This window comes from Vibrio rarus (genome assembly GCF_024347075.1).
Classification (GTDB): Bacteria; Pseudomonadota; Gammaproteobacteria; order Enterobacterales; family Vibrionaceae; genus Vibrio; species Vibrio rarus.
The window spans coordinates 707,597-730,226 of record NZ_AP024900.1 but is presented as its reverse complement, the minus strand read 5'-3'; the positions used below and the strand labels follow the sequence as shown (position 1 = coordinate 730,226).

Annotated in this window: 17 protein-coding genes and 2 pseudogenes; 10 read left to right on the top strand and 9 right to left on the bottom strand. The window is 41.1% G+C overall.

Annotated elements, in window-relative coordinates; all coding sequences use genetic code 11:
* Positions 1–68: 68 nt before the first annotated feature.
* From lon to tig, 4 genes are all read right to left on the bottom strand, one after another.
* A complete protein-coding gene (lon, locus tag OCU56_RS03475) occupies positions 69–2,429 on the bottom strand; it encodes an endopeptidase La (RefSeq protein ID WP_261874165.1) in 2,361 nt (786 codons plus the stop codon).
* Positions 2,430–2,675: 246 nt separating this feature from the next.
* Entirely contained in the window at positions 2,676–3,953 is a 1,278-nt protein-coding gene (clpX, locus tag OCU56_RS03470) for an ATP-dependent protease ATP-binding subunit ClpX (protein WP_261874164.1), read from the bottom strand.
* Between the two features lie 67 nt (positions 3,954–4,020).
* Entirely contained in the window at positions 4,021–4,644 is a 624-nt protein-coding gene (gene clpP / locus OCU56_RS03465; RefSeq protein ID WP_261874163.1) for an ATP-dependent Clp endopeptidase proteolytic subunit ClpP, read from the bottom strand.
* Positions 4,645–4,755: 111 nt separating this feature from the next.
* Positions 4,756–6,057, bottom strand: a complete 1,302-nt coding sequence (gene tig / locus OCU56_RS03460) for a trigger factor (RefSeq protein WP_261874162.1) — start codon at positions 6,055–6,057, stop codon at positions 4,756–4,758.
* Between the two features lie 517 nt (positions 6,058–6,574).
* Between tig and OCU56_RS03455 the strand changes: the two genes are divergently transcribed.
* On the top strand, positions 6,575–7,993 hold the full coding sequence (locus OCU56_RS03455) for a sensor domain-containing diguanylate cyclase (RefSeq protein WP_261874161.1): 1,419 nt from the start codon (positions 6,575–6,577) through the stop codon (positions 7,991–7,993).
* A 230-nt stretch (positions 7,994–8,223) separates the two neighbouring features.
* On the opposite strand, the gene gltX is transcribed toward OCU56_RS03455, so the two are convergent.
* Positions 8,224–9,651 (bottom strand): glutamate--tRNA ligase, encoded by a 1,428-nt coding sequence (gene gltX / locus OCU56_RS03450; RefSeq protein WP_261874160.1) that lies wholly within the window; start codon positions 9,649–9,651, stop codon positions 8,224–8,226.
* Between the two features lie 219 nt (positions 9,652–9,870).
* On the opposite strand from gltX, the gene OCU56_RS03445 reads away from it, so the two are divergent.
* Positions 9,871–10,695, top strand: coding sequence for a DUF2797 domain-containing protein (locus OCU56_RS03445; RefSeq protein ID WP_261874159.1), 825 nt, complete (start codon positions 9,871–9,873; stop codon positions 10,693–10,695).
* Between the two features lie 53 nt (positions 10,696–10,748).
* On the opposite strand, the gene OCU56_RS03440 is transcribed toward OCU56_RS03445, so the two are convergent.
* A complete protein-coding gene (locus OCU56_RS03440; protein WP_261874158.1) occupies positions 10,749–11,441 on the bottom strand; it encodes a porin in 693 nt (230 codons plus the stop codon).
* 1,548 nt (positions 11,442–12,989) lie between these two features.
* Here OCU56_RS03440 and OCU56_RS03435 point away from each other — a divergent pair.
* Positions 12,990–14,048, top strand: coding sequence for a porin (locus OCU56_RS03435; RefSeq protein WP_261874157.1), 1,059 nt, complete (start codon positions 12,990–12,992; stop codon positions 14,046–14,048).
* Between the two features lie 215 nt (positions 14,049–14,263).
* A complete protein-coding gene (locus OCU56_RS03430) occupies positions 14,264–15,070 on the top strand; it encodes a DUF2057 family protein (protein WP_261874156.1) in 807 nt (268 codons plus the stop codon).
* A gap of 272 nt (positions 15,071–15,342) precedes the next feature.
* On the opposite strand, the gene OCU56_RS03425 is transcribed toward OCU56_RS03430, so the two are convergent.
* Both OCU56_RS03425 and OCU56_RS03420 read right to left on the bottom strand, forming a co-directional pair.
* A complete protein-coding gene (locus OCU56_RS03425; RefSeq protein WP_261874155.1) occupies positions 15,343–15,903 on the bottom strand; it encodes an outer membrane beta-barrel protein in 561 nt (186 codons plus the stop codon).
* A gap of 178 nt (positions 15,904–16,081) precedes the next feature.
* The gene (locus tag OCU56_RS03420; protein ID WP_261874154.1) at positions 16,082–16,723 is read right to left on the bottom strand and encodes a helix-turn-helix transcriptional regulator; all 642 of its coding nucleotides are present in this window, start codon (positions 16,721–16,723) and stop codon (positions 16,082–16,084) included.
* Between the two features lie 548 nt (positions 16,724–17,271).
* Here OCU56_RS03420 and OCU56_RS03415 point away from each other — a divergent pair.
* From OCU56_RS03415 to OCU56_RS03395, 6 genes and pseudogenes are all read left to right on the top strand, one after another.
* Positions 17,272–18,285, top strand: coding sequence for a hypothetical protein (locus OCU56_RS03415; protein WP_261874153.1), 1,014 nt, complete (start codon positions 17,272–17,274; stop codon positions 18,283–18,285).
* Positions 18,286–18,307: 22 nt separating this feature from the next.
* On the top strand, positions 18,308–18,631 hold the full coding sequence (locus OCU56_RS03410; RefSeq protein ID WP_261874764.1) for a carbon storage regulator: 324 nt from the start codon (positions 18,308–18,310) through the stop codon (positions 18,629–18,631).
* A 37-nt stretch (positions 18,632–18,668) separates the two neighbouring features.
* Positions 18,669–19,316: a C39 family peptidase gene (locus OCU56_RS03405; RefSeq protein ID WP_390904852.1), complete on the top strand. Its 648-nt coding sequence runs from the start codon at positions 18,669–18,671 to the stop codon at positions 19,314–19,316.
* Between the two features lie 11 nt (positions 19,317–19,327).
* Positions 19,328–19,879, top strand: coding sequence for a hypothetical protein (locus tag OCU56_RS03400; RefSeq protein WP_261874151.1), 552 nt, complete (start codon positions 19,328–19,330; stop codon positions 19,877–19,879).
* Positions 19,880–20,241: 362 nt separating this feature from the next.
* The gene (gene tnpA / locus OCU56_RS17500; RefSeq protein ID WP_390904851.1) at positions 20,242–20,388 is read left to right on the top strand and encodes an IS66 family insertion sequence element accessory protein TnpA; all 147 of its coding nucleotides are present in this window, start codon (positions 20,242–20,244) and stop codon (positions 20,386–20,388) included.
* A gap of 538 nt (positions 20,389–20,926) precedes the next feature.
* A pseudogene (locus OCU56_RS03395) lies at positions 20,927–21,448 on the top strand (IS630 family transposase); the annotation flags it as partial.
* A 477-nt stretch (positions 21,449–21,925) separates the two neighbouring features.
* Here the strand turns inward: OCU56_RS03395 and OCU56_RS03390 are convergent.
* Positions 21,926–22,598, bottom strand: a pseudogene (locus tag OCU56_RS03390) (IS256 family transposase); the annotation flags it as partial.
* Between the last annotated feature and the right edge of the window lie 32 nt (positions 22,599–22,630).

Below are 22,630 nucleotides of genomic sequence, written 5' to 3'. Positions count from 1 at the left end.
AGTAGCGTTCAATAAAAAAGCTGACAAGTGATTTGCACTCATCAGCTTATTAAATATACTAATTTTTGCTATTTATCACTGTTTGTCCCTTCAATGGACACGCCTGAAGGATCGTTTTGCAATGCAATGCTTAATACTTCATCAATCCATTGCACCGGTTTAACCACTAAATCCTTCTTCACGTTGTCTGGGATTTCTTCCAAATCACGCTCATTGTCTTTAGGGATAAGCACAGTTTTAATGCCACCACGGTGAGCGGCTAATAGTTTTTCTTTCAATCCACCAATAGGCAATACTTCACCACGTAATGTAATTTCGCCCGTCATAGCCACATCCGCTTTAACAGGGTTACCCGTTAAACTCGAAACTAGCGCAGTGCACATAGCAATACCAGCACTTGGGCCATCTTTAGGCGTCGCCCCTTCTGGTACGTGCACGTGAATATCACGCTTCTCATAGAAGTTAGGGTTGATGCCTAATTTTTCAGCACGGCTGCGCACTACCGTCATTGCTGCTTGAATAGACTCTTGCATCACATCACCAAGAGAGCCCGTTTGAGTCAGCTTTCCTTTACCTATCATTGATTCTGTTTCAATGGTCAGTAGATCGCCGCCCACTTCGGTCCAAGCCAAGCCAGTGACTTGGCCAATACGGTTGCTGTCGTCAGCTTTGCCAAAGTCACAACGTTGTACGCCTAAGTAATCTTTCAGATTATCTTGGTTAACGGTGACTTTCTTCAATGAGCTATCAAGTAGAATATTTTTCACCGCTTTGCGACAAATCTTAGAGATTTCGCGCTCTAAGCTACGCACTCCCGCTTCACGGGTGTAGTAACGAATAATGCCAAGAATGGCAGAGTCATCCACTTCAATTTCGTGCGCTTTCAAACCATTACGAGAAATTTGTTTTTCCAATAAGTGGTTCTTAGCAATGTTCAGCTTCTCATCTTCGGTATAACCCGATAGACGAATCACTTCCATACGGTCAAGAAGTGGGCCAGGGATGTTCATTGAGTTAGAGGTCGCTACAAACATAACATCAGATAAATCATAATCCACTTCTAGATAGTGATCGTTAAATGCATTGTTTTGTTCAGGGTCCAACACTTCTAATAGCGCCGAAGAGGGATCGCCGCGCATATCTGAAGACATCTTATCGATTTCGTCGAGCAAGAACAGTGGGTTCTTCACTCCGACCTTAGACATTTTCTGGATCAGCTTACCTGGCATAGAGCCAATGTAAGTGCGGCGGTGACCACGAATTTCAGCTTCATCACGCACACCACCAAGCGCCATACGTGTGTATTTACGACCGGTTGCTGCCGCAATAGATTGTCCTAGAGAAGTTTTACCAACACCTGGAGGACCAACAAGGCACAAGATAGGCCCTTTCAGCTTATTAATACGGTTTTGTACCGCCAAGTATTCAAGAATACGTTCTTTAACGCGTTCCAAACCAAAGTGATCCGCATTAAGTATCTCTTCCGCTTTGGCGAGGTTCTTTTTCACTTTAGAACGTTTCGCCCAAGGCACGCCTACCATCCAATCAATGTAGCTTCGCACCACGGTGGCCTCAGCTGACATCGGTGACATCATTTTTAGTTTTTGCAATTCTTGTTCGGTTTTTTCACGAGCATCTTGTGGCATTTTTGATTGTTCAATTTTTGCCTTTAACGCTTCAAATTCATCCGGTGCATCATCCATATCACCTAATTCTTTTTGAATCGCCTTCATTTGCTCATTCAGATAGTATTCGCGTTGCGATTTTTCCATCTGTTTTTTAACGCGACCACGAATGCGTTTTTCTACTTGTAGGATATCAATTTCTGATTCCATGCTGCCCATTAGAAATTCTAAACGCTCATTCACGTCAATAATTTCTAATACTCGCTGCTTTTCAACCAGCTTTAAAGGCATGTGAGCGGCAATAGAATCCGCAAGGCGTGGGGCATCATCGATACCGTTTAACGAGGTTAGAACCTCTGGCGGAATCTTTTTATTTAATTTGATAAAGCCTTCGAACTGGTTAAGTGCACTGCGCACAACCACTTCCTCTTCTTTATCATCCATTGCGGGTGTCGTTAGGAATTCCGCATCAGCTACGAAGAAATCTTCATCGGTAACCGAATGAAGTTTGGCTCGTTGCTGGCCTTCCACGAGTACCTTGACGGTTCCATCTGGGAGTTTCAGCAGTTGCAAAATAGTGGCAACTGTACCTACTTGGAATAAATCGTCTTTGGTCGGCTCTTCGGTGTCTGCTTCTTTTTGTGCAACAAGCAATACTTGCTTGTTGTTGTCCATAGCAGCTTGAAGGCAGTTGATCGACTTTTCGCGACCAACAAACAGAGGAATGACCATATGTGGGTAAACGACCACATCTCGTAATGGCAGCACGGGTATTTCAATACGCTCGGAACGCTCCAAGTTCATAATTATCTCTCTTCCGTTTTCGGCTTATGGTCTTTATATAAGGTCACTTTAAATAGAATCAATACCTGTAACAATAAGAATCACTTAACTTAATCAAATAGTGCCGATTTAACGATGTTTTAGCTGAAATAGACAGCAAATCACAGGTTATGTGTCTATGGCAAATCATTTTTATGCAACGCTCATAAACATTCAGATATAAAAAAAGCGAGCTACTGCTCGCTTTTTACTCGGTATGACTTCAAATCACGATTCTGCTATTGCAGCCTGATTATCACCGCCGTTGTAAATCATCAGTGGTTCAGATTCACCATTGATGACCGACTCGTCGATAACCACTTTGCTAACATCGGTTAATGAAGGCAGTTCGTACATTGTGTCCAAAAGTACGTTCTCAAGAATCGAACGAAGGCCACGAGCGCCGGTTTTACGTTCCATTGCACGTTTCGCAATTGCGTTTAGTGCATCTTCACGGAATTCCAGTTCTACATCTTCAATGTCGAACAGAGCAGCATACTGCTTAGTCAGAGCGTTCTTAGGCTGGCTAAGGATCTGAATAAGTGCAGCTTCATCAAGTTCAGTAAGCGTAGTTGTTACTGGTAGACGTCCGATAAACTCAGGGATTAGGCCGTATTTAACCAAATCTTCTGGCTCTACCTGTTTGAACATGTCGCTGATGCTCTTGTTCTCGTCTTTAGCGTGAATTTCCGCGCCAAAGCCAATACCAGAGCCTGTTTCAACTCGTTGCTCAATCACTTTATCTAGGCCAGCAAAAGCACCACCACAGATAAATAGGATCTTCGAAGTATCCACCTGCAAAAACTCTTGCTGAGGGTGCTTACGACCACCTTGAGGTGGCACAGAAGCGATAGTACCTTCAACCAGTTTAAGTAGTGCTTGTTGCACACCTTCACCTGAAACATCACGGGTGATCGATGGGTTTTCAGCCTTACGTGAGATTTTATCAATCTCATCAATGTACACAATACCACGCTCTGCTTTAGAAACGTCGTAGTCACATTTCTGAAGCAGTTTTTGGATGATGTTTTCTACATCCTCACCCACATAACCGGCTTCAGTTAATGTGGTTGCGTCAGCCATAGTGAAAGGTACATCTAGGAAACGAGCTAGTGTTTCTGCTAGTAATGTTTTACCACTACCTGTTGGGCCAATTAGCAAGATATTACTCTTACCAAGCTCAACACCGTCTGCGGTTTTGTCGCCGTTACGAAGGCGCTTGTAGTGATTGTATACCGCTACTGAAAGCACTTTCTTCGCAAATTCTTGGCCAATGACGTAATCGTCAAGGTGCTCACGAATATCTCGTGGTGTCGGTAAAGCTTCAGACTCTTTCTTAGGAAGAGCCTCTTTGATCTCTTCACGAATAATATCGTTACAAAGATCAACACACTCGTCACAGATGTAAACGGATGGTCCCGCGATCAACTTGCGAACTTCATGCTGACTTTTACCGCAGAAAGAGCAGTACAAAAGCTTGCCACTCTCTTTGCTTTTATCTGTCATTCGCTAACCTCTTAGCTTTAAACTTTAATCTCTTAAAGTTTACATCAAAAAATCTTGAACCGATGGCTTATTTGCCTCGAGACAATACTGAGTCTACAAGTCCGTATTTCACAGAGTCTTCTGCAGACATAAAGTTGTCACGATCGGTATCGCGCTCAATCACTTCCATTGGCTGACCTGTATGCTCAGCAAGAAGTGTGTTTAGTTTGTTTTTGATAGTCAAAATTTCTTGAGCATGAATTTGAATATCAGATGCTTGACCTTGGAAGCCGCCCAACGGTTGGTGAATCATCACACGTGAACTTGGTAGCGCAAAACGCTTACCTGGTGCACCACCAGCCAATAGGAATGCACCCATGGAGCATGCCTGTCCCATACATACTGTGCTCACATTAGGTTTGATGTACTGCATGGTGTCATAAATAGACATGCCCGCAGTAACACTACCACCCGGAGAGTTAATGTATAGGAAAATATCTTTGTCTGGATTTTCTGATTCTAGGAACAGCAACTGAGCCACTACCAGATTAGCCATGTGATCTTCCACCTGTCCAGTCAGGAAGATGATTCTCTCTTTCAATAAGCGAGAGTAGATGTCGTAAGAACGCTCACCGCGTGACGACTGCTCTACCACCATAGGTACCAGTGCATCGACAATTGGCGACATTACATTTTTTTCTTGGTAGCTCATACTGTTATACCCCTATCCCTAAAAACAAATGGCCCGAATGATTATCTCATACGGACCATTATTAGTAGAAGACTCACTATAAAGTCAACCCTCTACGTAAACTCAACGTCCTTATGCAGGTTGTTGGTTCATAATTGCATCAAATGACTCTTCTTTGTCAGTCACTTGAGCTTTAGCAATGATAGCGTCAACAGCTTGCTCTTCTAAAGCAACGTTACGCATGTTGTTCATCATTTCTTCATTGCTTTCGTAGTATGCGATAACTTCAGAAGGATCTTCGTACGCAGTCGCCATTTCTGTGATAAGTGCTTTTACTTTCTCATCATCAGCTTTTAGTTCTTCAGTTTTGATAACTTCACCAAGAAGAAGACCTACAACAACGCGTTTACGAGCTTGCTCTTCGAACAACTCACGAGGAAGTTGGTCAGCAGCTTCAGTGTTGCCACCAAAACGTTGAGCCGCTTGCTGGCGAAGAACACCAATTTCTTGCTCGATAAGTGCAGCAGGAACAGTGATGTCATTTTCTTTAGCAAGACCGTCAATAGCTTGATCTTTGATACGAGTCTTAACCGCTTGCTTAAGCTCACGCTCCATGTTCTTGCGTACTTCAGTCTTAAGTGCGTCAACGCCGCCTTCAACAACACCAAATTTAGCAACGAACTCGTCAGTTAGCTCAGGAAGTTCACGTGCTTCAACTTTGTTCACTTTGATAGTGAACTTAGCATCTTTACCTTTTAGGTTTTCAGCGTGGTAATCTTCTGGGAAAGCTACGTCGATTTCGAACTCAGCACCAACAACTTTGCCAGTGATGCCTTCTTCAAAACCAGGGATCATACGACCTTGGCCCATTTCTAGAGGGAAGTTTTCAGCTTTACCGCCTTCAAATTCTTCACCGTCGATAGAACCTGTGAAATCGATAGTTGCACGCATGCCGTCTTCAACAGCCGCATCTACTTCAGTCCAAGTCGCTTGTTGCTTACGTAGAGTTTCAAGCATGTTATCAACGTCTTCTGCTTTCACTTCTACTACAGGCTTCTCAACAGAGATGTTCTCAAGACCTTTTAGTTCGATCTCAGGGAAAACTTCTAGAGTTGCTGTAAATACAAGATCTTGACCTTGAGTCGCTTCTACAGGTGCGAATGTTGGTGCACCCGCTGGGTTGATCTTTTCTTTAACGATAGACTCGATGTAATGACGCTGCATCACTTCACCCATCACGTCGTTACGTACCGCTTGACCGTACATTTTCGCTACCATTTTCAAAGGCACTTTGCCTTTACGGAAGCCGTCAAAACGACGGTTTTTAGCGATGTTACGTAGTTCAGCTGTTACTGCATCTTCAATGTTAGCAGCAGGAACAGTGATAGTTAGACGGCGCTCAAGACCTTCTAGAGTTTCAACAGTAGCTTGCATTATTTTTTAAACCTCAACAAAAGCTCAGTTATCTGAGCATAGTGTCACTACATAAACGAGAGTGACAACATCCTAGTGTGCGTCTCAAAGAGACATCTAAATACGAAAGAGAGTGTCGTGGCGGCCAAAAAAGACAGCCACGAATCAATTAGCGACACCTTAATTTAAGATATCTCCAATTAACCTCAGAGTAATAAATTGACGCGACATTCTACCGACATCGACTTGCGCTGTCGAGACATGCACTAAACACTCTTCAATAATCATCGCCGGATCTCATTAGTATGAGGCCGAACTTATAATTAAAATGGGGGCAGGTTTGTCAAAATCAACAGTAATTATAAAATTTGCGCCAGAAGTGGCAAAAACGGGAGCTTGTTCAAATTTATTCCTCTGAACTGCATAAGAAATAATCATTGTTATTTATAAGTAACACTGTAAGAATTGACTATGATTATGATCTCATAACATGGGATACATTGCTGTTGCTAATACATTATCAATCTAGGTGGAAAGCGTGCAGTTAACCTCAAGACTCGAAAAAACACTCATCTCTTCAGTCATTATTATTGTTGGTATCGTCGGTTGTTACTTTGTGGAAAATCTCTATAAGTTTAGGCAAAACCAATTACTTGAACTGCAAATATCCAATGCGGAGCATAAGGCTTCACAAATTACCAATGCCCTTTCTTTATCACTGCAGAAGAAAATTTATGCGGCCTACAGTTTAGCCAACATTATCAGTTCCCAACAAGAACTCACCGACCAACAACGTCAAGCGGTGAGTCAAAATTTACTCAACTACGATCCCCAACTGATGGGAGTGGGAATTGCGTTAAATGACATTATTAATTTTGTATACCCCACTTTGCCCTACTCTTTCGCTTTAGGAGAAGAAACCTCTAGTGAAATACAGGCTCAATTAGACCACTTTAAAGAGAACCCTTATTCTCTTGCGCAGGGTTCCATTCAAGCATTAAATAACGCTCAGGACATGTATATTTTACGTAGCCCTATTTTTTCTGGGGATATTAATAACCGTATTTATCAAGGACATATTTTATTATTGGTCAATCTACAAAAAGTCCTCGATGAAGCGCAACATAAGAACAGCCCCTATATCATAGCTCTGCAACATAAACAGCATACTACACCTGTATTCGGTAACCCAGACGCATTAAAAAAACCATTATTTATCAGCGATATAAAAGTCAACAACCAAGATTGGGGACTTTATGTTGCGGATAAAATTGTTGCTAATAAAACCCATTCTATTTATGACAATTGGTATTTGAACAATTCTGTTCGTTGGTATGGCTACAGCTCACTCGGTATGCTGTTAATGCTGTTTAGCGTCATTTCGATCTTTTACCTGCACGCTAAAAAGCGCTCTATGCAAGATGAATTAACTGGGTTACCCAATCGCCGCTATTTTATCTATACCCTTAAAAATTTAATCAATAATGCCGCCCATTATCAGTCCAGCTTTGCACTATTAAATATAGATTTGGATGACTTTAAACTCATCAATGACCGTTATGGCCACGCCAGTGGAGATAGCATATTACAGCAGGTCGCTCAACAACTACGTAACAGTGTTCGCTCTCACGATACTATCGCTAGGGTGGGCGGAGATGAGTTTTTAATTATTGTCTCTCGAGTAAAAAACCGTCAGCAGTTGGTGCATTTAGTGCAGCAGATACAATCTCATCTTGAGCAGCATCAATATGACATCCAAGGAACGTTTCTTCATATCAAAGTCAGTATTGGCTATAGCTTGTTTCAAGATCCAGACACCAATATTGATCAGCTCCTCTCCGAAGCCGATATTAGTATGTATCACAATAAGAGTCTCAAACGGCACAGTCAGAAATTTAACGATTCGGCCTTATCCGACGACATCATAGATAAAAATCATACTAATCACACTAAGTAAGTGAGCAGAAATAGCGCAGGAAAAACACTTAAGAACAAGGAGTTATTTTTGATAAGTAGTTGTTATACAATGAAAAATTGCAACGCCGTTATCCAGTATTTTAACAAGCTAGAATGATCCTTTAATGACTACGATTGGTATCATTAAACTTAAAAAGCATAAAAAATGGTCAATAAAAAACCGCTCACCTTTTCAAGTGAGCGGTTTCAAATATTCAAATAGCGACTTAATTAAGCGTTAGCTTCACGCTCAGTGATAAAGGCTAAAGCCAGTTGAATACGCGCTATAACACGCTCTTTACCCACTAACGCCATCACAGCATCAACGGATGGCGATTGACCACCACCGGTTACGGCAACGCGAAGTGGCATACCAATTTTACCCATGCCAATTTCTAACTCGTCACACACAGCTTTAATAATGCCATCTTTGATGGAGTCTGTTGACCACTCGGTTAAAGCTTCTACTTTTGCTAAAGCCAACTCTAGAGGGCCTCTTGCAACACCACGAAGATGTTTTTTAGCCGCGCCCGCTTCAAACTCACTAAAGTCTTCATAGAAGTAACGAATTTGCTGTGCCAACTCAACCAAAGTATGGCAACGTTCACCAACAAGTTGGATAACGTCAGTAAGCGCAGGGCCATTGCTAATATCTAGATTCTGTTGCTCAATGTGCCATTGCAGGTACTTAGCAACGTATTCTGGCTCAGACGTTTTGATGTAATGGTTGTTAAGCCACAACAGTTTGTCTGTATTAAATGCAGAAGCCGATTTAGAGATGTCATTTAAGCTAAAGAACTCAATCATCTCTTCATTTGAGAAAATCTCTTGGTCACCGTGAGACCAACCTAAACGAACTAGATAGTTGTTTAGTGCGTTAGGTAAATAACCTTCGTCACGATATTGCATCACTGACACCGCACCGTGGCGTTTTGATAGTTTTGCACCATCATCACCTAAAATCATGGCACAGTGAGCAAATGTAGGTACTGGAGCACCTAATGCTTCATAGATATTGATTTGGCGAGGCGTGTTGTTGATATGATCTTCCCCACGAACAACATGAGTTATACCCATATCCCAATCATCTACAACCACTACGAAGTTATAAGTTGGCGCGCCATCGGTACGACGAATGATAAGGTCATCTAGTTGTGTGTTGCTAATTTCAATGTGACCACGGATTTGGTCATCAAAAACGACACTGCCCTGTTTAGGGTTGCGGAAACGTACCACAAAGTCATCCCCTTCTTTAGCTGCAGCGTTTGCCGCAACTATTTTAGGGTGATTCGCATCGTAACGAGGCATTTCTTTGTTGGCTTCTTGTTCTGTACGAATTTCTTCAAGAAGATCTTTAGATGCGTAACACTTATAAGCTTTATCTTCAGCCAGTAGCAGATCAATGCACTCATTGTATCGGTCAAAACGCTTCGATTGGTAATATGGACCTTCGTCCCAATCTAGCCCCATCCACTTCATTCCTTCAAGGATAGCGTCTACCGCCTCTTGAGAGTTGCGCTCTAGGTCAGTATCTTCGATACGCAGTACAAATTCACCGCCTTGATTTTTAGCAAAAAGCCATGAGTATAGTGCCGTGCGAGCACCGCCTACGTGTAGATAGCCCGTTGGGCTTGGGGCAAAACGCGTTTTTACCGTCATTAAATTTACCTTTAAACAGTCCAGTCGCTTAGATAAGCGTGAAATTTGACGCTATTTTAGCACCGAAGTGCAAATGTACAACGATAAGGGAGCGGTTCTCGATAAAGTCTCTAACAATAATACGAATAACTTACTTACAGTGATGGTATGACTAGGGTAAGTATTGGATATAATAGGCAACTAATGCAGAGTGCTACAAGAACAAGGAATAAGCAAAATATGACACAAATAACGGGCCATATTCGTAAAATGACCGCCACGTTACAAGCAGGGCAGGTCTCCTACCAATTGCCACTCGATGATCAAATGTTAGACCTGATGCCACTGATCGGTAAGCCACTCACCTTGACTCATTCAGGGCATATTCACTGCCAAGAATGTGGTAAAAAAACCAAAAAAAGCTACTCTCAAGGCTTTTGTTATCCTTGCATGAGCAAGTTGGCTAAATGTGACATGTGTATCATGAAGCCCGAAACCTGCCATTTTGCACAAGGTACCTGCCGTGAGCCTAAGTGGGGAGAGGAGAACTGCTTCGTCCCTCATTATGTGTATCTTGCTAATACTACTGCCATTAAGGTAGGTATTACTCGTCACACACAAATTCCAACCCGTTGGATTGACCAAGGTGCAAATCAGGCATTGCCTATTTTTAAAGTGAGCTCACGCCTACAGTCTGGGCTTGTAGAAACCGCATTAAAAGAATTTATTTCCGATAAGACCAATTGGCGAAATATGTTAAAAGGCAAAGCGGAACCCATTGATCTTAAAGAGCACGCGAAAAATCTCATTCCACAAATAGAGCATAAGCTTGCCGAACTTCAACTGAAGTATGGTCAAGATGCCATTGAGAAACTAGAGCAGGATGTGGTTGAAATTGATTATCCTGTGACGGAGTATCCCAGCAAAATCAGCTCACTGAATTTTGATAAAACCCCTCAGTTAGGCGGCATTTTATTAGGTATTAAGGGGCAGTATTTATACTTTGATACTGGCGTCATTAATATGCGTAAGTTTACCTCTTACCAAATTACCGCAGAATTCTAAAACAAAAAGCCGAGCAGACTTCCCTGCTCGGCGTATAAAAAAATAACGGTCACCTAGAATCCGTAAGAAGCACCAAACACAAAGGCATTATTAGATAAACTATTGCCTGCGCTGTTGTCTAGGCCATTAGCTTGGCTACGGAACTCAAAGTAAGGTTGTACACCTTGGCGAGTCCATGTGGCACGGATTTCGTGGTCCATTGTCTCAGCATCTATCATATAAATGTTGTTATAACTTAACGCTAAATCCATATCAGAAAAAGTATACGCGATACGGTTATCCATACGATAATCGGTGTCTGCATCCGCGTCAGTGTCATCAATGTGCGCACGAGTACGGTTACTAATTGAGAGGCCGTTATCGAAGTTATAACCAATTTTGATTAAAGGACGAAACTGGATTGACTCACCCGCTGAAATAAGATGCTGGTAACCTGCTGCAACCCACAAGTGATCGGTTAGATTAAAGGCTTGCTCACCACCAACAGTAATTGCTGGCGTTGTATTTCCTGCACCACCGTTATCGTCCACAATGTCGCCTAATTGAATACCATCAAACTCTGTATAAATAGTTAGACCGCCAAAGCGATTATCAAACGTGTGTCCCGCTTCTAGTGTGGATGTCGATTTTGAGCCATGGATGCGGCCATCATCGTGAAACTGAATGTTACCTGTGACATAAGAAGAGGCAAATGCTTGCGATGATGCCACCAAAGCCAGTGCGCTTAACCCGATAATTTTTTTCATGAATATATCCTACATTTTGCAAACTAGAATTTAATAAGAATCTCAAGCATCAGACCAAAATACTCTGCATCCGAAACTCGCAATCTGGAAAATACCAACCAGAAAAACTCTTACTCTAAATGGCCACTTTCACCCTGATAAGTTAAGCGCCACTGCCGTATTTCCTGAACTTGGCAATAATTCTGCAATGGTTAATTTGCAAAGAAAAATAATACAACTCACACTGAGATATCGGTCACGCGAGTGAATTTATAAAAAAAACTAAATCCATTTTATTCATTAATAAACAATAACTTAATATAATTCCATTAAGTTTCATTATTTTAAACACAAACCCGCCAAACAATGAGGATCACAAAACCAACAGCCTATCTCACGTACTGCGTGATCAACATCATAGGCGATTTACAACCATTAAGATTACCTCAGCAAATCACCCACTAAAACGTGACACCCCTCACGATAACTCACTAAACCAAGCATAATAAAGGCAAGAGTTAAGACCTATACCCCCTCAAAATTAGATAAGAAAAACCAATATTTCGCTTTAAAAATAAAGACCACAACACACTACAGCAGGGCTTTTGTGTGGTGCTGAGTTAATATAAGCAGCACTAAGCAAGTGCTGACGATTCAATCGTATTGACTTATCGCTCGCATAAAACACGTTAAGAACTTTATTGGCTTTGCAAAGCAAACATGGAGGGGCAATAACGATGCTGTCACTTGCCAACATCGTAGCGTAAAGATTAGAGTCCTTAGATACATAACCACATCTTGATTAATCACATTTCATTTACTCATCACTCAGTAACATGTAGTGATTTTGTTATAGTGACGCATAATTTAAGCCCATCAAAGCTTGTTTTCAGTGGCGTTTATTGGCAAATAATCCTATTAGTTATTCAGTTTGACTCAATAGATAAACAATAGGCGTATGTTTTTGTCACATTGTTAGTTTAAACCACACTAAACAACATAGAACAACAGTGAACACCTCCATTAAAATAAGAAAAAAATATTTAATATCAGCACCTTAAATAAAAACAAACACCATAATAGTGATAAATAAAAGGCTCAACCGGTTTATTTCACACAAGAAAATAAGCACCTAATAACCTCATCCCTATTATGATTTATTTAGTACTAAACTCATTGACACCCTATCAAAGCACACTTACCCCCTTTCAATCTTCATTTATATATTTTTATACACCAATATAAAAATAATACAAATCAATAAGTTAAAGCGTATTTAATCTAAAAATTTCAAAAATAGAAAAGTTCAATATTAAATAGTGATCTACAGCACATTTAGATTAAAAGAGTGCTCCCGCTCTCATAATTCGAGATAAAAATTAAGTTTAAATTGCAGTTTTCTGCAACAGAGACAAAGATAACTCCATCAACACAAAGTGATAAACAAAACGTAACAAGAAAGGTCTGAAAGTTTACAAATAAACATCGTTCAACGCGTCTACAGTCTCCCCCCCTACATAAATAGAGTGACTGAGAAGCGACCTAAAGTATCCATACAAGGAGTTAAAAATGAAGAAGGTATGCAATAAAACCGCCATCGCTATTGCACTAACAAGTGTTTTCGCTACCGCTTCCGTATCGGCAGCAACAGAGACAGGACAAGTCGGTATTATTTCCGACTTTAGTGTTCAAGTGTACGGTGTGGCAGCAATATCTGTAGTTAACTACAACGTCTCTGACAACCGTGATGCCAGCACAGGTTTTGTGGTTGAAAATGAATCACGCATAGGTTTCCGTGCTTCTAAAGACATGTTTGATAATTTCTTGATCTCTATGCAGATCGAATCTGGCTATGTTGATAGTACAGATTGGTCTCATGGCGGCGTTTCAGGTGGTGTGCTTGGTTTCCGTGATACTTACCTTGGCGCTTCAGGTGACTGGGGTAACTTGCGTGTTGGTCGTGTTTTAACTCCTTTATACGAAATTGTTGACTGGCCGTTCTCTAACCCAGGTCTTGGTGCAACGTTTGACTGGGGCGGCATTAACGCTAATTATGATCGTCAATCAAACCAAGTACGTTTTGACTCTGCTAACTATGGCGGTTTCACATTTGCCGCGTCAGTTGGTCGTGATGACGATGCTAATGGCGGCGGTAACGCAACTCGTGATACCTACTTCTACAGTGCGAATACAAAATACAACTTCAGCACAGTCACATTAATGGCCGCAGTTGAAGGCGGGACTCGTGCACAGGCAACGGCTCCTGATGATGACACCCTAGCTTACATTGTGGGCTTTGAAGCGGGTCTTCCTGCAGGTTTTGGCATTGCCGCTGCTTACAAATATGACCAAATAGACAATAGTATAGATAAACATACTCAGGACTCTATATCTGTCATCGGTCAGTGGTGGAATGGTCCACTAGGTATCAAAGCAGGTTACGCTGAAAACTTTGACTCCGAGAAGGGTGGCGTAACACAAGACGACTCTAACAGTATTGCCTCTGTACAGGTGATGGGCGTAATTAACGGATTCGTACCCTATGTACGTGTTGCTGCCCGCTCTAACTTCACAGATGAAAAAGACACGGATATCGTAACGCGCTTTGGTCTTGAATACGGTTTCTAAGTCTCATTTATCAGCGCTAACCCTGTATTAAGGATCAGCAACTGACATAGAATCAAAACGCTGACTAAAGTCAGCGTTTTTTGTTCTAATCACTATTTTAAATGAACATGCTCACAACTAAGGCCCTAACTGTCGATAGATACCCCCGACTGGTGAGTCAAAGTTTGATAGACAATATCCTTTGTGGAATAACTTAAATTTAAACAAGAGAGTTTATGATGCTGTATAAAAATAAGGCTTGGATTGGCGCATTAACCCCTTTGGTTCTAAGTGCGTGTACAGCACTAGATTCATCTAGTGACTTTAGTCATTCCATTGCCAGCGTAGATACCCAATTGAATCACATTCAAGTGACAGGTAACGAATACAAGCCTGAGTTTAAAGCGATTAAAGGACCAAGTATTCTAAAATCCTCACTCACTTTTGTAGATAACTACCCACTAAATGACAGTTCTAAGTTGTCCTCTTATATAGCAATGAATGTCAGCTATTTTCAAAGCTATGATGAATACAAAACCGTCAACTATAACGGACAACAGCTACCATTAAAGAAAACACAGCCTTCCACTTCCAGTTGTAATGAACACTGCACAGCAACTCAATATTTTACCTTCCCGATGACTCCAGAAAATATCGATTTAGCATCTAAGGAAGGGTTAGCGTTTACCTTAACATCCAGCAACGCAACAATGACCACCGATTTTACCGTCCCTGCAGGCTATATAGATACCATACATAAAACGGCAATAGCGAACGCAAATAAAGCGCCAACAGTGACAACAACGACTCCACCAGCAACTCCAGTCACCACATCTAAAGCAGAAGAAATGGTGCAATACTGGTATGCAGAGGCAACGCCACAGCAGCAGCAAGCATTTAGCGCATGGGCATTTCAAAATCGTACAGAGATAACCACACAACTAGTGGGCGATGCAAAGCCAACAGAGATGATGTCTTACTGGTACGAAAAATCCTCTAAAGAAGAGAAGATACATATTTTGAAATGGCTATTAGAGCAATAAGGCCAATCACACTAAGTAAGTGTTCAGAAATAGCGCAGGAAAAATGCTCGAAAACAAGGGAGGATTTTTCGATAAGTGGTTATTCTACAATCAAAAATTCTAACGTAGTTATCGAGTATTTTAACAAGCTAGAATGACCCGTTATTTAGTACGATTAACGGAATATAGCTTAGGATAAAACGAGGCAGTGTTTATTGCGCAGGAAAAGGAACGACACTGCCTCTTTAGTATACGTTATTCGTTACCTTCCCCCACTCTCAATTATCTGCAGGTTAGAACCAATGATAAGTCGCTGAAATACCGTAATAATTAATGTCTGGACCACCAATATCATTGTACCAAGTGTATTCTAAAGCCCCTGACCAGTTTTTATGCAATTGATACTCAACACCAACCCCTAAGTGAGGCGTCCAGCCCTTATCATCTTCAGCCACTCCTTCGCCATTTGCATTCCATTCATAAGCTTGAAAGCCTATTTTGCCAAATACAGAGAGGCGATCTACAAATTCATAAGAGCCCTTCGCGGTTAAATCAAGAGTTTTAGCATCATAACTACCTGATACATCAGTTAAATCTGCTTTACCTAAGTCATGATAACCTAACTCAAACGCCAACCATGGTAGCGCTTGAATACCAAAAAATGCCCCCCAAGAAAAAGGGGAATCATCCACACCTGTCACACTGGTTACTGCGGAACCCAGATCGCCATAGTTAGCTGAACCCAACTTCACCCCACCATAAAAGTGGGAAAAGGTAATGTTGTCAGACTCAGCAGCATTGGCCACCGATGACAGCGCGAGTATCAAAGAAGTAGTGAAAATATGTTTGTTCATTAACCTTGTATCCTTTCAAGCTCAATCAATAGTTCTTATCTCTAATACTAGACCGAGATGCCAAACAGACAGCAAAACAGCAGAGGTGTTTTCGTTATGAATCGGGTTTTCAATGAAAATTGTGATCTAAGCGATGATGCTCATTTTTTTATCTGCTTGCTACTGCCGATATGGACTTTCACTTGGTTAAAGAGTAGTCATTCATCCGAGCATATCTCACCGCATCATGGCGAGAGTGCACGTTAAGCTTTTTATATAGCTTATAAATATGGCTTTTTACTGTGCTTTCCGACAAAAACAGACGACTTGCAATTTGTTGATTAGATATTCCATATGACAGTAACTCTAGAATTTGCTTCTCTCTAGAGGTTAACCCTAAATTTTGACGTTCAGAGGAGGAGTCTGTGCATCTAACATTGCACACTAACTTCTCCATATAAGGACGTGGCAACCATAACCCACCATTAAAAATACACTCAATGCTTTCGTTGATATGCTTTACCAGTGCACTTTTTAACAGCACTCCTTTGAGTAACGTCCAACGTAGCAAGTTTTCTTTTACAGCATCAATTGGCACATTGTGAACCATAATAGGCCAATTGAGCATGTCAAAATCGGGAAGTAAGTGCTGCTTTTCCATGTCACACAAGTAGTTATAATCAATTAAAACAAGATCAACAATCAGGCAATGACTTTGCGATATGGCTTCTTCTGGAAGGAGTACTTGCACATCAAAGTGCAGGCCTGTTGCGAGTTGCCTCTCTAACAAACTGGTTTGGAGATTTTTTTCTGCAAGGATCAATAGATTCCTAGTGCTCATTTGTGACATTTATGTAGCGATGCACAAATTGAGTGCTTTACGCCACCACCTCTAACTGGTTATTAATTGTACAGCAAATATAGTCTAACAGTGCAGATAGAGAAAGGCTCAAAAGCTGACAATATGATGAATTACACCGCTAAAAAGAATGAATAAATCGCGGTGTAGAGCCTTGATTTTCTTCACTGGTACTCCTTTCTAGAGGCTAATACCTTGTTTTGTAAAATTAATTTTCTTCCTAGATCCGCTTATGGCTTAGTTACGATATTTATGACACTACCTTGTCTAATCTAACGCCTAATACTTGCTCATACTTATTTAACAATCCAACTCATACTCAAAACAACCTTTGCGATCCATTCATTAACTCATTGATTAGCAATGCATTTAATTTGCAAATCACCAACTCCCCCTCTCTTGTTGGGTTTTGCCCGCTAACAGTATCAACCTTCTTACCTATAATTCTGAGGCTCTCAAAATGCAGTGGGAGTAACGGTGTATTTTGCAACAATCCTCAACTGAAGAAGCAAGGAAATGGGGTACATATTATGACACTTAACAAAACAGGAATCGCAATCGCATTAGCTGCAATTTTGCTTGGCGGTAATGCCTACGCTAACGGTGGTAAACATGGCCACGGTTCACCTAATGCATCAGATAGTGTTGAAGTCGATGACAATTATGTTGATACCGGTAATGGCAATAAACAATGGGAAGACAGTGCGAATACAAAAGGCAGCTACAACGATAGCTCGAACAACAGTACGCATGATGACTCTGACAATAGCGTTGATGATAATTCCGATAACAGCAGCATGGTAAAAAATGACGCGAGTAATCACGCTAAAGACAGCTTCAATGATAGCTCAAATAACAGTACACATGATGACTCTGATAATAGCGTTGATGATAACTCGGACAATAGCAGTCTTGTGAAAAATGATGCCAGTAATCACGCCAAAGACAGCTTCAATGATAGCTCTGATAATAGCGCGAGAGATAGCTCAGATAATAGTGTGGACGATAACTCGGACAACAGCAGTATTGTACGAGATGACTCTGACAACCGAGTAGATGATAACTCAGACAATAGCGTGGACGATAACTCGGACAACAGCAGTATTGTACGAGATGACTCTGACAACCGAGTAGATGATAACTCAGACAATAGTGTGGACGATAACTCGGACAACAGTGTTGACGATAATTCAGATAACAGCAGTATTGTCAAAAATGATGCAAAAGACAGCTTTAATACCCGAACTGACTCAAGCTCAAGCTACACAGACAGCTACAACGACAATAGTACACAAAATAACATCACTATTGATGCCGATGTCGTTATTGCCAGCTCAGCTCAAGTAGGTGCGGTAGCAAGTAATAGTGTCAACCCTGGTAGTGGTCATGGTCGCATGCAAGGTGGTGGTGCCGGCATGAATAACACCAATAACCTTGGTGGTTTTGGTGGTGCAGCCGGTATTACTACTGTGACACAAAATGCAGGAGCTAACTCTCTGGTTCAACAAAACGTGACAACTAACGCCAGTGTGTTGACCGAGTAAGCAAAGTAGCTAGGAGATAATGATGCGTTTGACACTGTGTACTATCAGTTTGATGTTGACCTTTTCTGTGCACGCTGAAGAACTTTTGCTCTCTGATATGACCGCAGCTGACACTGTGATGGAACAATCTCGAGGTAAGCAATCAATCGAGTTAGATTTCACCAGTTTAGCTTCGGATATCGATGGCATAAGCGCAGGGAACACAGCAATCAACACAGTCAATGGTAATAATATTTTATCATCAGGCGCGTTGTCGGATAGCTCTGGGATTTCGAGCGTTATTCAAAATACAGGGAATAACGTTCTGATCCAGAACTCAACCGTGGTCAACCTGAGTATCGAATAGCAATATGACTTTAATTAGGAGTCTCATAGCATGGTTGATGCTGACATGGTCAGCATCAACTTTTGCTATCGAATTTTTACCCCATAGAGCCAATTACTCTGTACCTGTAAAAAGTTACAAGGAAGTGGTTTTTGGGGATGTGTACCGTCAACAGTATGACTTCAGTTGCGGCTCTGCAGCACTGGCCTCTTTGTTGCATTACCATTATCAGCGTCCATCTAAAGAGCGACAAATATTTGATGTTATGTATGAAAATGGCGACAAAGAGATCATCAGCCAGCGTGGTTTTTCCCTACTAGATATGAAGTTGTACCTTGAAACTATTGGCTTAAAAGCGGATGGCTTCCATATTAGCCTGGAAAAAATGCGTACTGTTGGAGTGCCAGGAATTACTCTGGTTAATTTTGACGGGTACATGCACTTTGTCGTCATCAAAGGGCTTAATAATGACAACGTTATATTAGGCGATCCATCGCGAGGCACCATGATTATGCCCATTGCAGAGTTTAAGCAGTACTATCAAGGACTGACACTTCTTGTGCGCAATGAAGCTGAAATTGGCAAAGCTGGGTTTATTCGAGATGAACAGTATTCTCTTTACCAAGCTTCACCTCTAGAGACGGGAGTATCGAGAGACTCCCTTGGCATCTTTAGTATTACATTACCAACCCCAGCCGACTACTAGGAGTACTAGCAATGACCCATAAACTCACCACTCTGTTAGTCGTCGCCTTATTGAGCATACCAACGAGCAATGTGTATGCCGATGAGGTTGAATTATCTGAATTTAAAGTGGCAGATAACAACACCTTGTCTACATTGAGGGGTGGCTTTCAACTGGCAAATGATTACATTGTTGATATTGGGATCAGCATCAGCGCAGCCATTAATGGTAAAAACATTTATCAAACCACCATTGCCAATTTGGTTTTCCAAAATGGCAACCTTGCCGTCAAAACCCCTTCTAATAATCACGAGTCTAACCTTGTCACTGTGGTTCAAGTCGGTGACGGTAATATCATTGAAGAAGGGGTCATTACTTCCCCTGAAAGCCTATCTACAGAGCAAACACCAACACCGCCCGTCACAGCACCGTCAAATATCATTAGTGTCATTCAAAACACCTTAGATGACAGTGTTATTGGTATTAATACTGTGGTCGATATTGATGCGCGAGTAGAGAGCGTAAATAAGCAGATCCGAGACGATCTTCGCTTAAAAGGCGCTCTACTTAATCACCATTACTGATGTCAATCTGTGAGTCGTAGTGAACATCCCCATCACCGCAAGATCATTGTCAGAAGTAACACAGGTAAAGCACTTGATAACAAGGCGAGTATTTTTAATAAATAGCCATTATACAATCAAAAATTTCAACGCGGTTATCAAGTGTTTTAATCTGATAGGCTGATCAGAGGTTTACTACGATTAATGGTATAAACATAAATGACTCAGGCCATGGGCTAGAATACCGTAAACGCTTAACGAACCACACATACCAATAACCCCTTAGCTTTGTGATAGTGTCTTTTTCTAAGGAGGTACTATGAAACCGCAAGTTAAGCGTGAACACTGGACCAATGTTTTAGAGCAACAGAAAATATAGAGGCGTGAGCGTCAAACAGTTTTGTTTTGACAACAATATTAACTATCAAACCTTTTATTACTGGTCTAAGAAACTCAATGAGCCAGAAGTTCAAACCCAAGTTCAGCCTATCCTGATTGCCGATACATGCTCTGACAAGAAATGTCATTGACACAGAATCTGTTACAGTCTCGAAAGATAGAATTATTATTTAATATCAACTCCATTAAGTAATTTATCAGTTGAGTCCAATCTCTAAAACAGAGAGATTTGACTCTACGTTTATCTTCACAAAAACTATTCCAAGCACTACATACGCATTCAATCGGTGGACAACCCTTCTTGCATTGATTGTAGTGGTCAAGTAAAACAAGCTACGGTTTTATAAGATTGCCCTACAAAGCCTTGAGACACGCCAGTTCTGTCAAGTTTCTGGCGCTTAGACTGAAAAGTAGAGAGGTTGACGTCATTAAGTTTACATAATGCTAATCTCCACAATGAACTTGATTCAGATTAGTCGTTAAGTACTTGCCATTCTTTATTTGTACGTCATTTCGCCATTTCAAATCTCTTCTTGATTGGAGACTGGATCTTAATATTCGAGCTATACCCGTGATCATTGAAAATGCTTGATTTTCATTAGAATCAGGATAACACTACGTACTATGAAAATTACGCTGACTCCTCAACAGAAAATACAACTCGAATAAATGCACGATTCTACTCGTAATGGTCGAGTGCGTGACCGTATAAAAGCGGTATTATTTACTTCTGAAGGTTGGAGTAAAACTATGATTTCTCAAGCTCTTCGTATCCATGAATCCACTGTAGATTGCCATCTCAGCGATTATGTGATTTCAGAAAAGCTAAAGCCTGAAAATGGGGGCAGCCAAAGCAAACTTTCTGCTACCCAGACGAAACACCTTATCGAGCATTTAACTGAGAAAACCTATTCTCACACTCATCAAATTATCGCCTACGTTAAAGAGGCGTTTGGTCTTGATTACACAGTTTCGGGTATGAACACGTGGCTTCATCACAATGGTTTCAGCTACAAGCAACCGAAAGGCGTTCCACATAAGTTTGATGAAGCAAAACAGGAAGCGTTTCTTGAGGTTTATGAAGTGCTCAAAGCAAGCTATAGCAAGGACGAGTCGATTTTATTTATCGATGCGGTTCATCCTACTCAAGCGACCAAAATATCGTATGGTTGGATACGGAAAGGGCAAGATTTATGGTGACTCTTCCAGAGATCACAGGCTCTTTGACGTCTAGGATAAATGATAACTTCCAAGTTCTTAAACCTGCATCTTCAAGTTAATTGGGTATAGAGCACAACGTGAAAAAGACGCTAAGAGCTTGAGCGATTTGAAAGCAAAGATTCTAGCTAAACTAAACGGTTAATTTAACGGGGCATATGCCCCATTTATAGAGAGGAAAAATATTATGTTTATATTCGGATTTATCTTTAATTTATTTATAATTATCAGCGCTATCTATATTTGCATTAAATTGTCATCTATTAACTCTAACGTGAAGATTCTACGTAAAGAACTAGTAGTTACTGAAGAAGAAGGTAAACAGGTTGTTCACAAGTACGAAGAATCACTAAAAACTGATTGGTTTTAACTAATGGTGAATAATTCACTAGGCGGGAAATGGTAAGCGTTTTTTATGAGGGCGTTCAATATTCTGTGTCAGGCTAATTTTTAAATTTCTAGCACGCTGTCTAAACGCCCTTCAAAATAAATGGCTAACTGGGATAAACAAAGGCTCCAATTATGGATTGGCATTGTCCATTTCTCAGACGCATTCAATATGCCAGCATAAAGTAGCTTCAACAAGCTATTTTCGTTAGGGAACGCGCCCTTTGTTTTAGTCAGCTTTCTAAATTGACGGTGGACGGCCTCAACCGCATTAGTCGTGTAAATCACCTTGCGTATATGCTCTGGATATTTAAAGTAATGCGAGAGATTATTCCACTTTCTGCGCCATGAGTTGATGACCAGTGGGTATATGTCCCCCCACTTGGCTTCTAGTTCATCAAGTGCAAGCTCAGCTGCTTCTTTACTTACCGCTCGATAAACAGGCTTCAAATCCGCCATAAAGGCTTTCTGATTTTTTTGAGGCGACATACTTCATGGAATTACGGATTTGGTGGATTACGCACAGCTGGGTTTCTGTTTCTGGGAAGATAGTCGCTATCGCCTCAGGGAAACCTGTTAACCCATCGACACAAGCAATTAAGATATCCTTAACACCACGATTATGCAGGTCGGTCAGCACAGATAACCAATAGTTAGCCCCTTCATTTTCTGATAAATGAAGCCCTAATATTTCTTTCTTACCTTGCATGTTCAACGCTAAAATCGTGTAAACAGCCCCGAATTCAACTCCGAAGTGCGACATTCTTA

Excerpts from the sequence above, each read along its gene's own strand:
- lon (WP_261874165.1), bottom strand. The coding sequence starts at position 2,429 with ATGAACTTGGAGCGTTCCGAGCGTATTGAAATACCCGTGCTGCCATTA.
- clpX (WP_261874164.1), bottom strand. The coding sequence starts at position 3,953 with ATGACAGATAAAAGCAAAGAGAGTGGCAAGCTTTTGTACTGCTCTTTC.
- clpP (WP_261874163.1), bottom strand. The coding sequence starts at position 4,644 with ATGAGCTACCAAGAAAAAAATGTAATGTCGCCAATTGTCGATGCACTG.
- tig (WP_261874162.1), bottom strand. The coding sequence starts at position 6,057 with ATGCAAGCTACTGTTGAAACTCTAGAAGGTCTTGAGCGCCGTCTAACT.
- gltX (WP_261874160.1), bottom strand. The coding sequence starts at position 9,651 with ATGACGGTAAAAACGCGTTTTGCCCCAAGCCCAACGGGCTATCTACAC.
- OCU56_RS03445 (WP_261874159.1), top strand. The coding sequence starts at position 9,871 with ATGACACAAATAACGGGCCATATTCGTAAAATGACCGCCACGTTACAA.
- OCU56_RS03440 (WP_261874158.1), bottom strand. The coding sequence starts at position 11,441 with ATGAAAAAAATTATCGGGTTAAGCGCACTGGCTTTGGTGGCATCATCG.
- OCU56_RS03435 (WP_261874157.1), top strand. The coding sequence starts at position 12,990 with ATGAAGAAGGTATGCAATAAAACCGCCATCGCTATTGCACTAACAAGT.
- OCU56_RS03430 (WP_261874156.1), top strand. The coding sequence starts at position 14,264 with ATGATGCTGTATAAAAATAAGGCTTGGATTGGCGCATTAACCCCTTTG.
- OCU56_RS03425 (WP_261874155.1), bottom strand. The coding sequence starts at position 15,903 with ATGAACAAACATATTTTCACTACTTCTTTGATACTCGCGCTGTCATCG.
- OCU56_RS03420 (WP_261874154.1), bottom strand. The coding sequence starts at position 16,723 with ATGAGCACTAGGAATCTATTGATCCTTGCAGAAAAAAATCTCCAAACC.
- OCU56_RS03415 (WP_261874153.1), top strand. The coding sequence starts at position 17,272 with ATGACACTTAACAAAACAGGAATCGCAATCGCATTAGCTGCAATTTTG.
- OCU56_RS03410 (WP_261874764.1), top strand. The coding sequence starts at position 18,308 with ATGCGTTTGACACTGTGTACTATCAGTTTGATGTTGACCTTTTCTGTG.
- OCU56_RS03405 (WP_390904852.1), top strand. The coding sequence starts at position 18,669 with ATGCTGACATGGTCAGCATCAACTTTTGCTATCGAATTTTTACCCCAT.
- OCU56_RS03400 (WP_261874151.1), top strand. The coding sequence starts at position 19,328 with ATGACCCATAAACTCACCACTCTGTTAGTCGTCGCCTTATTGAGCATA.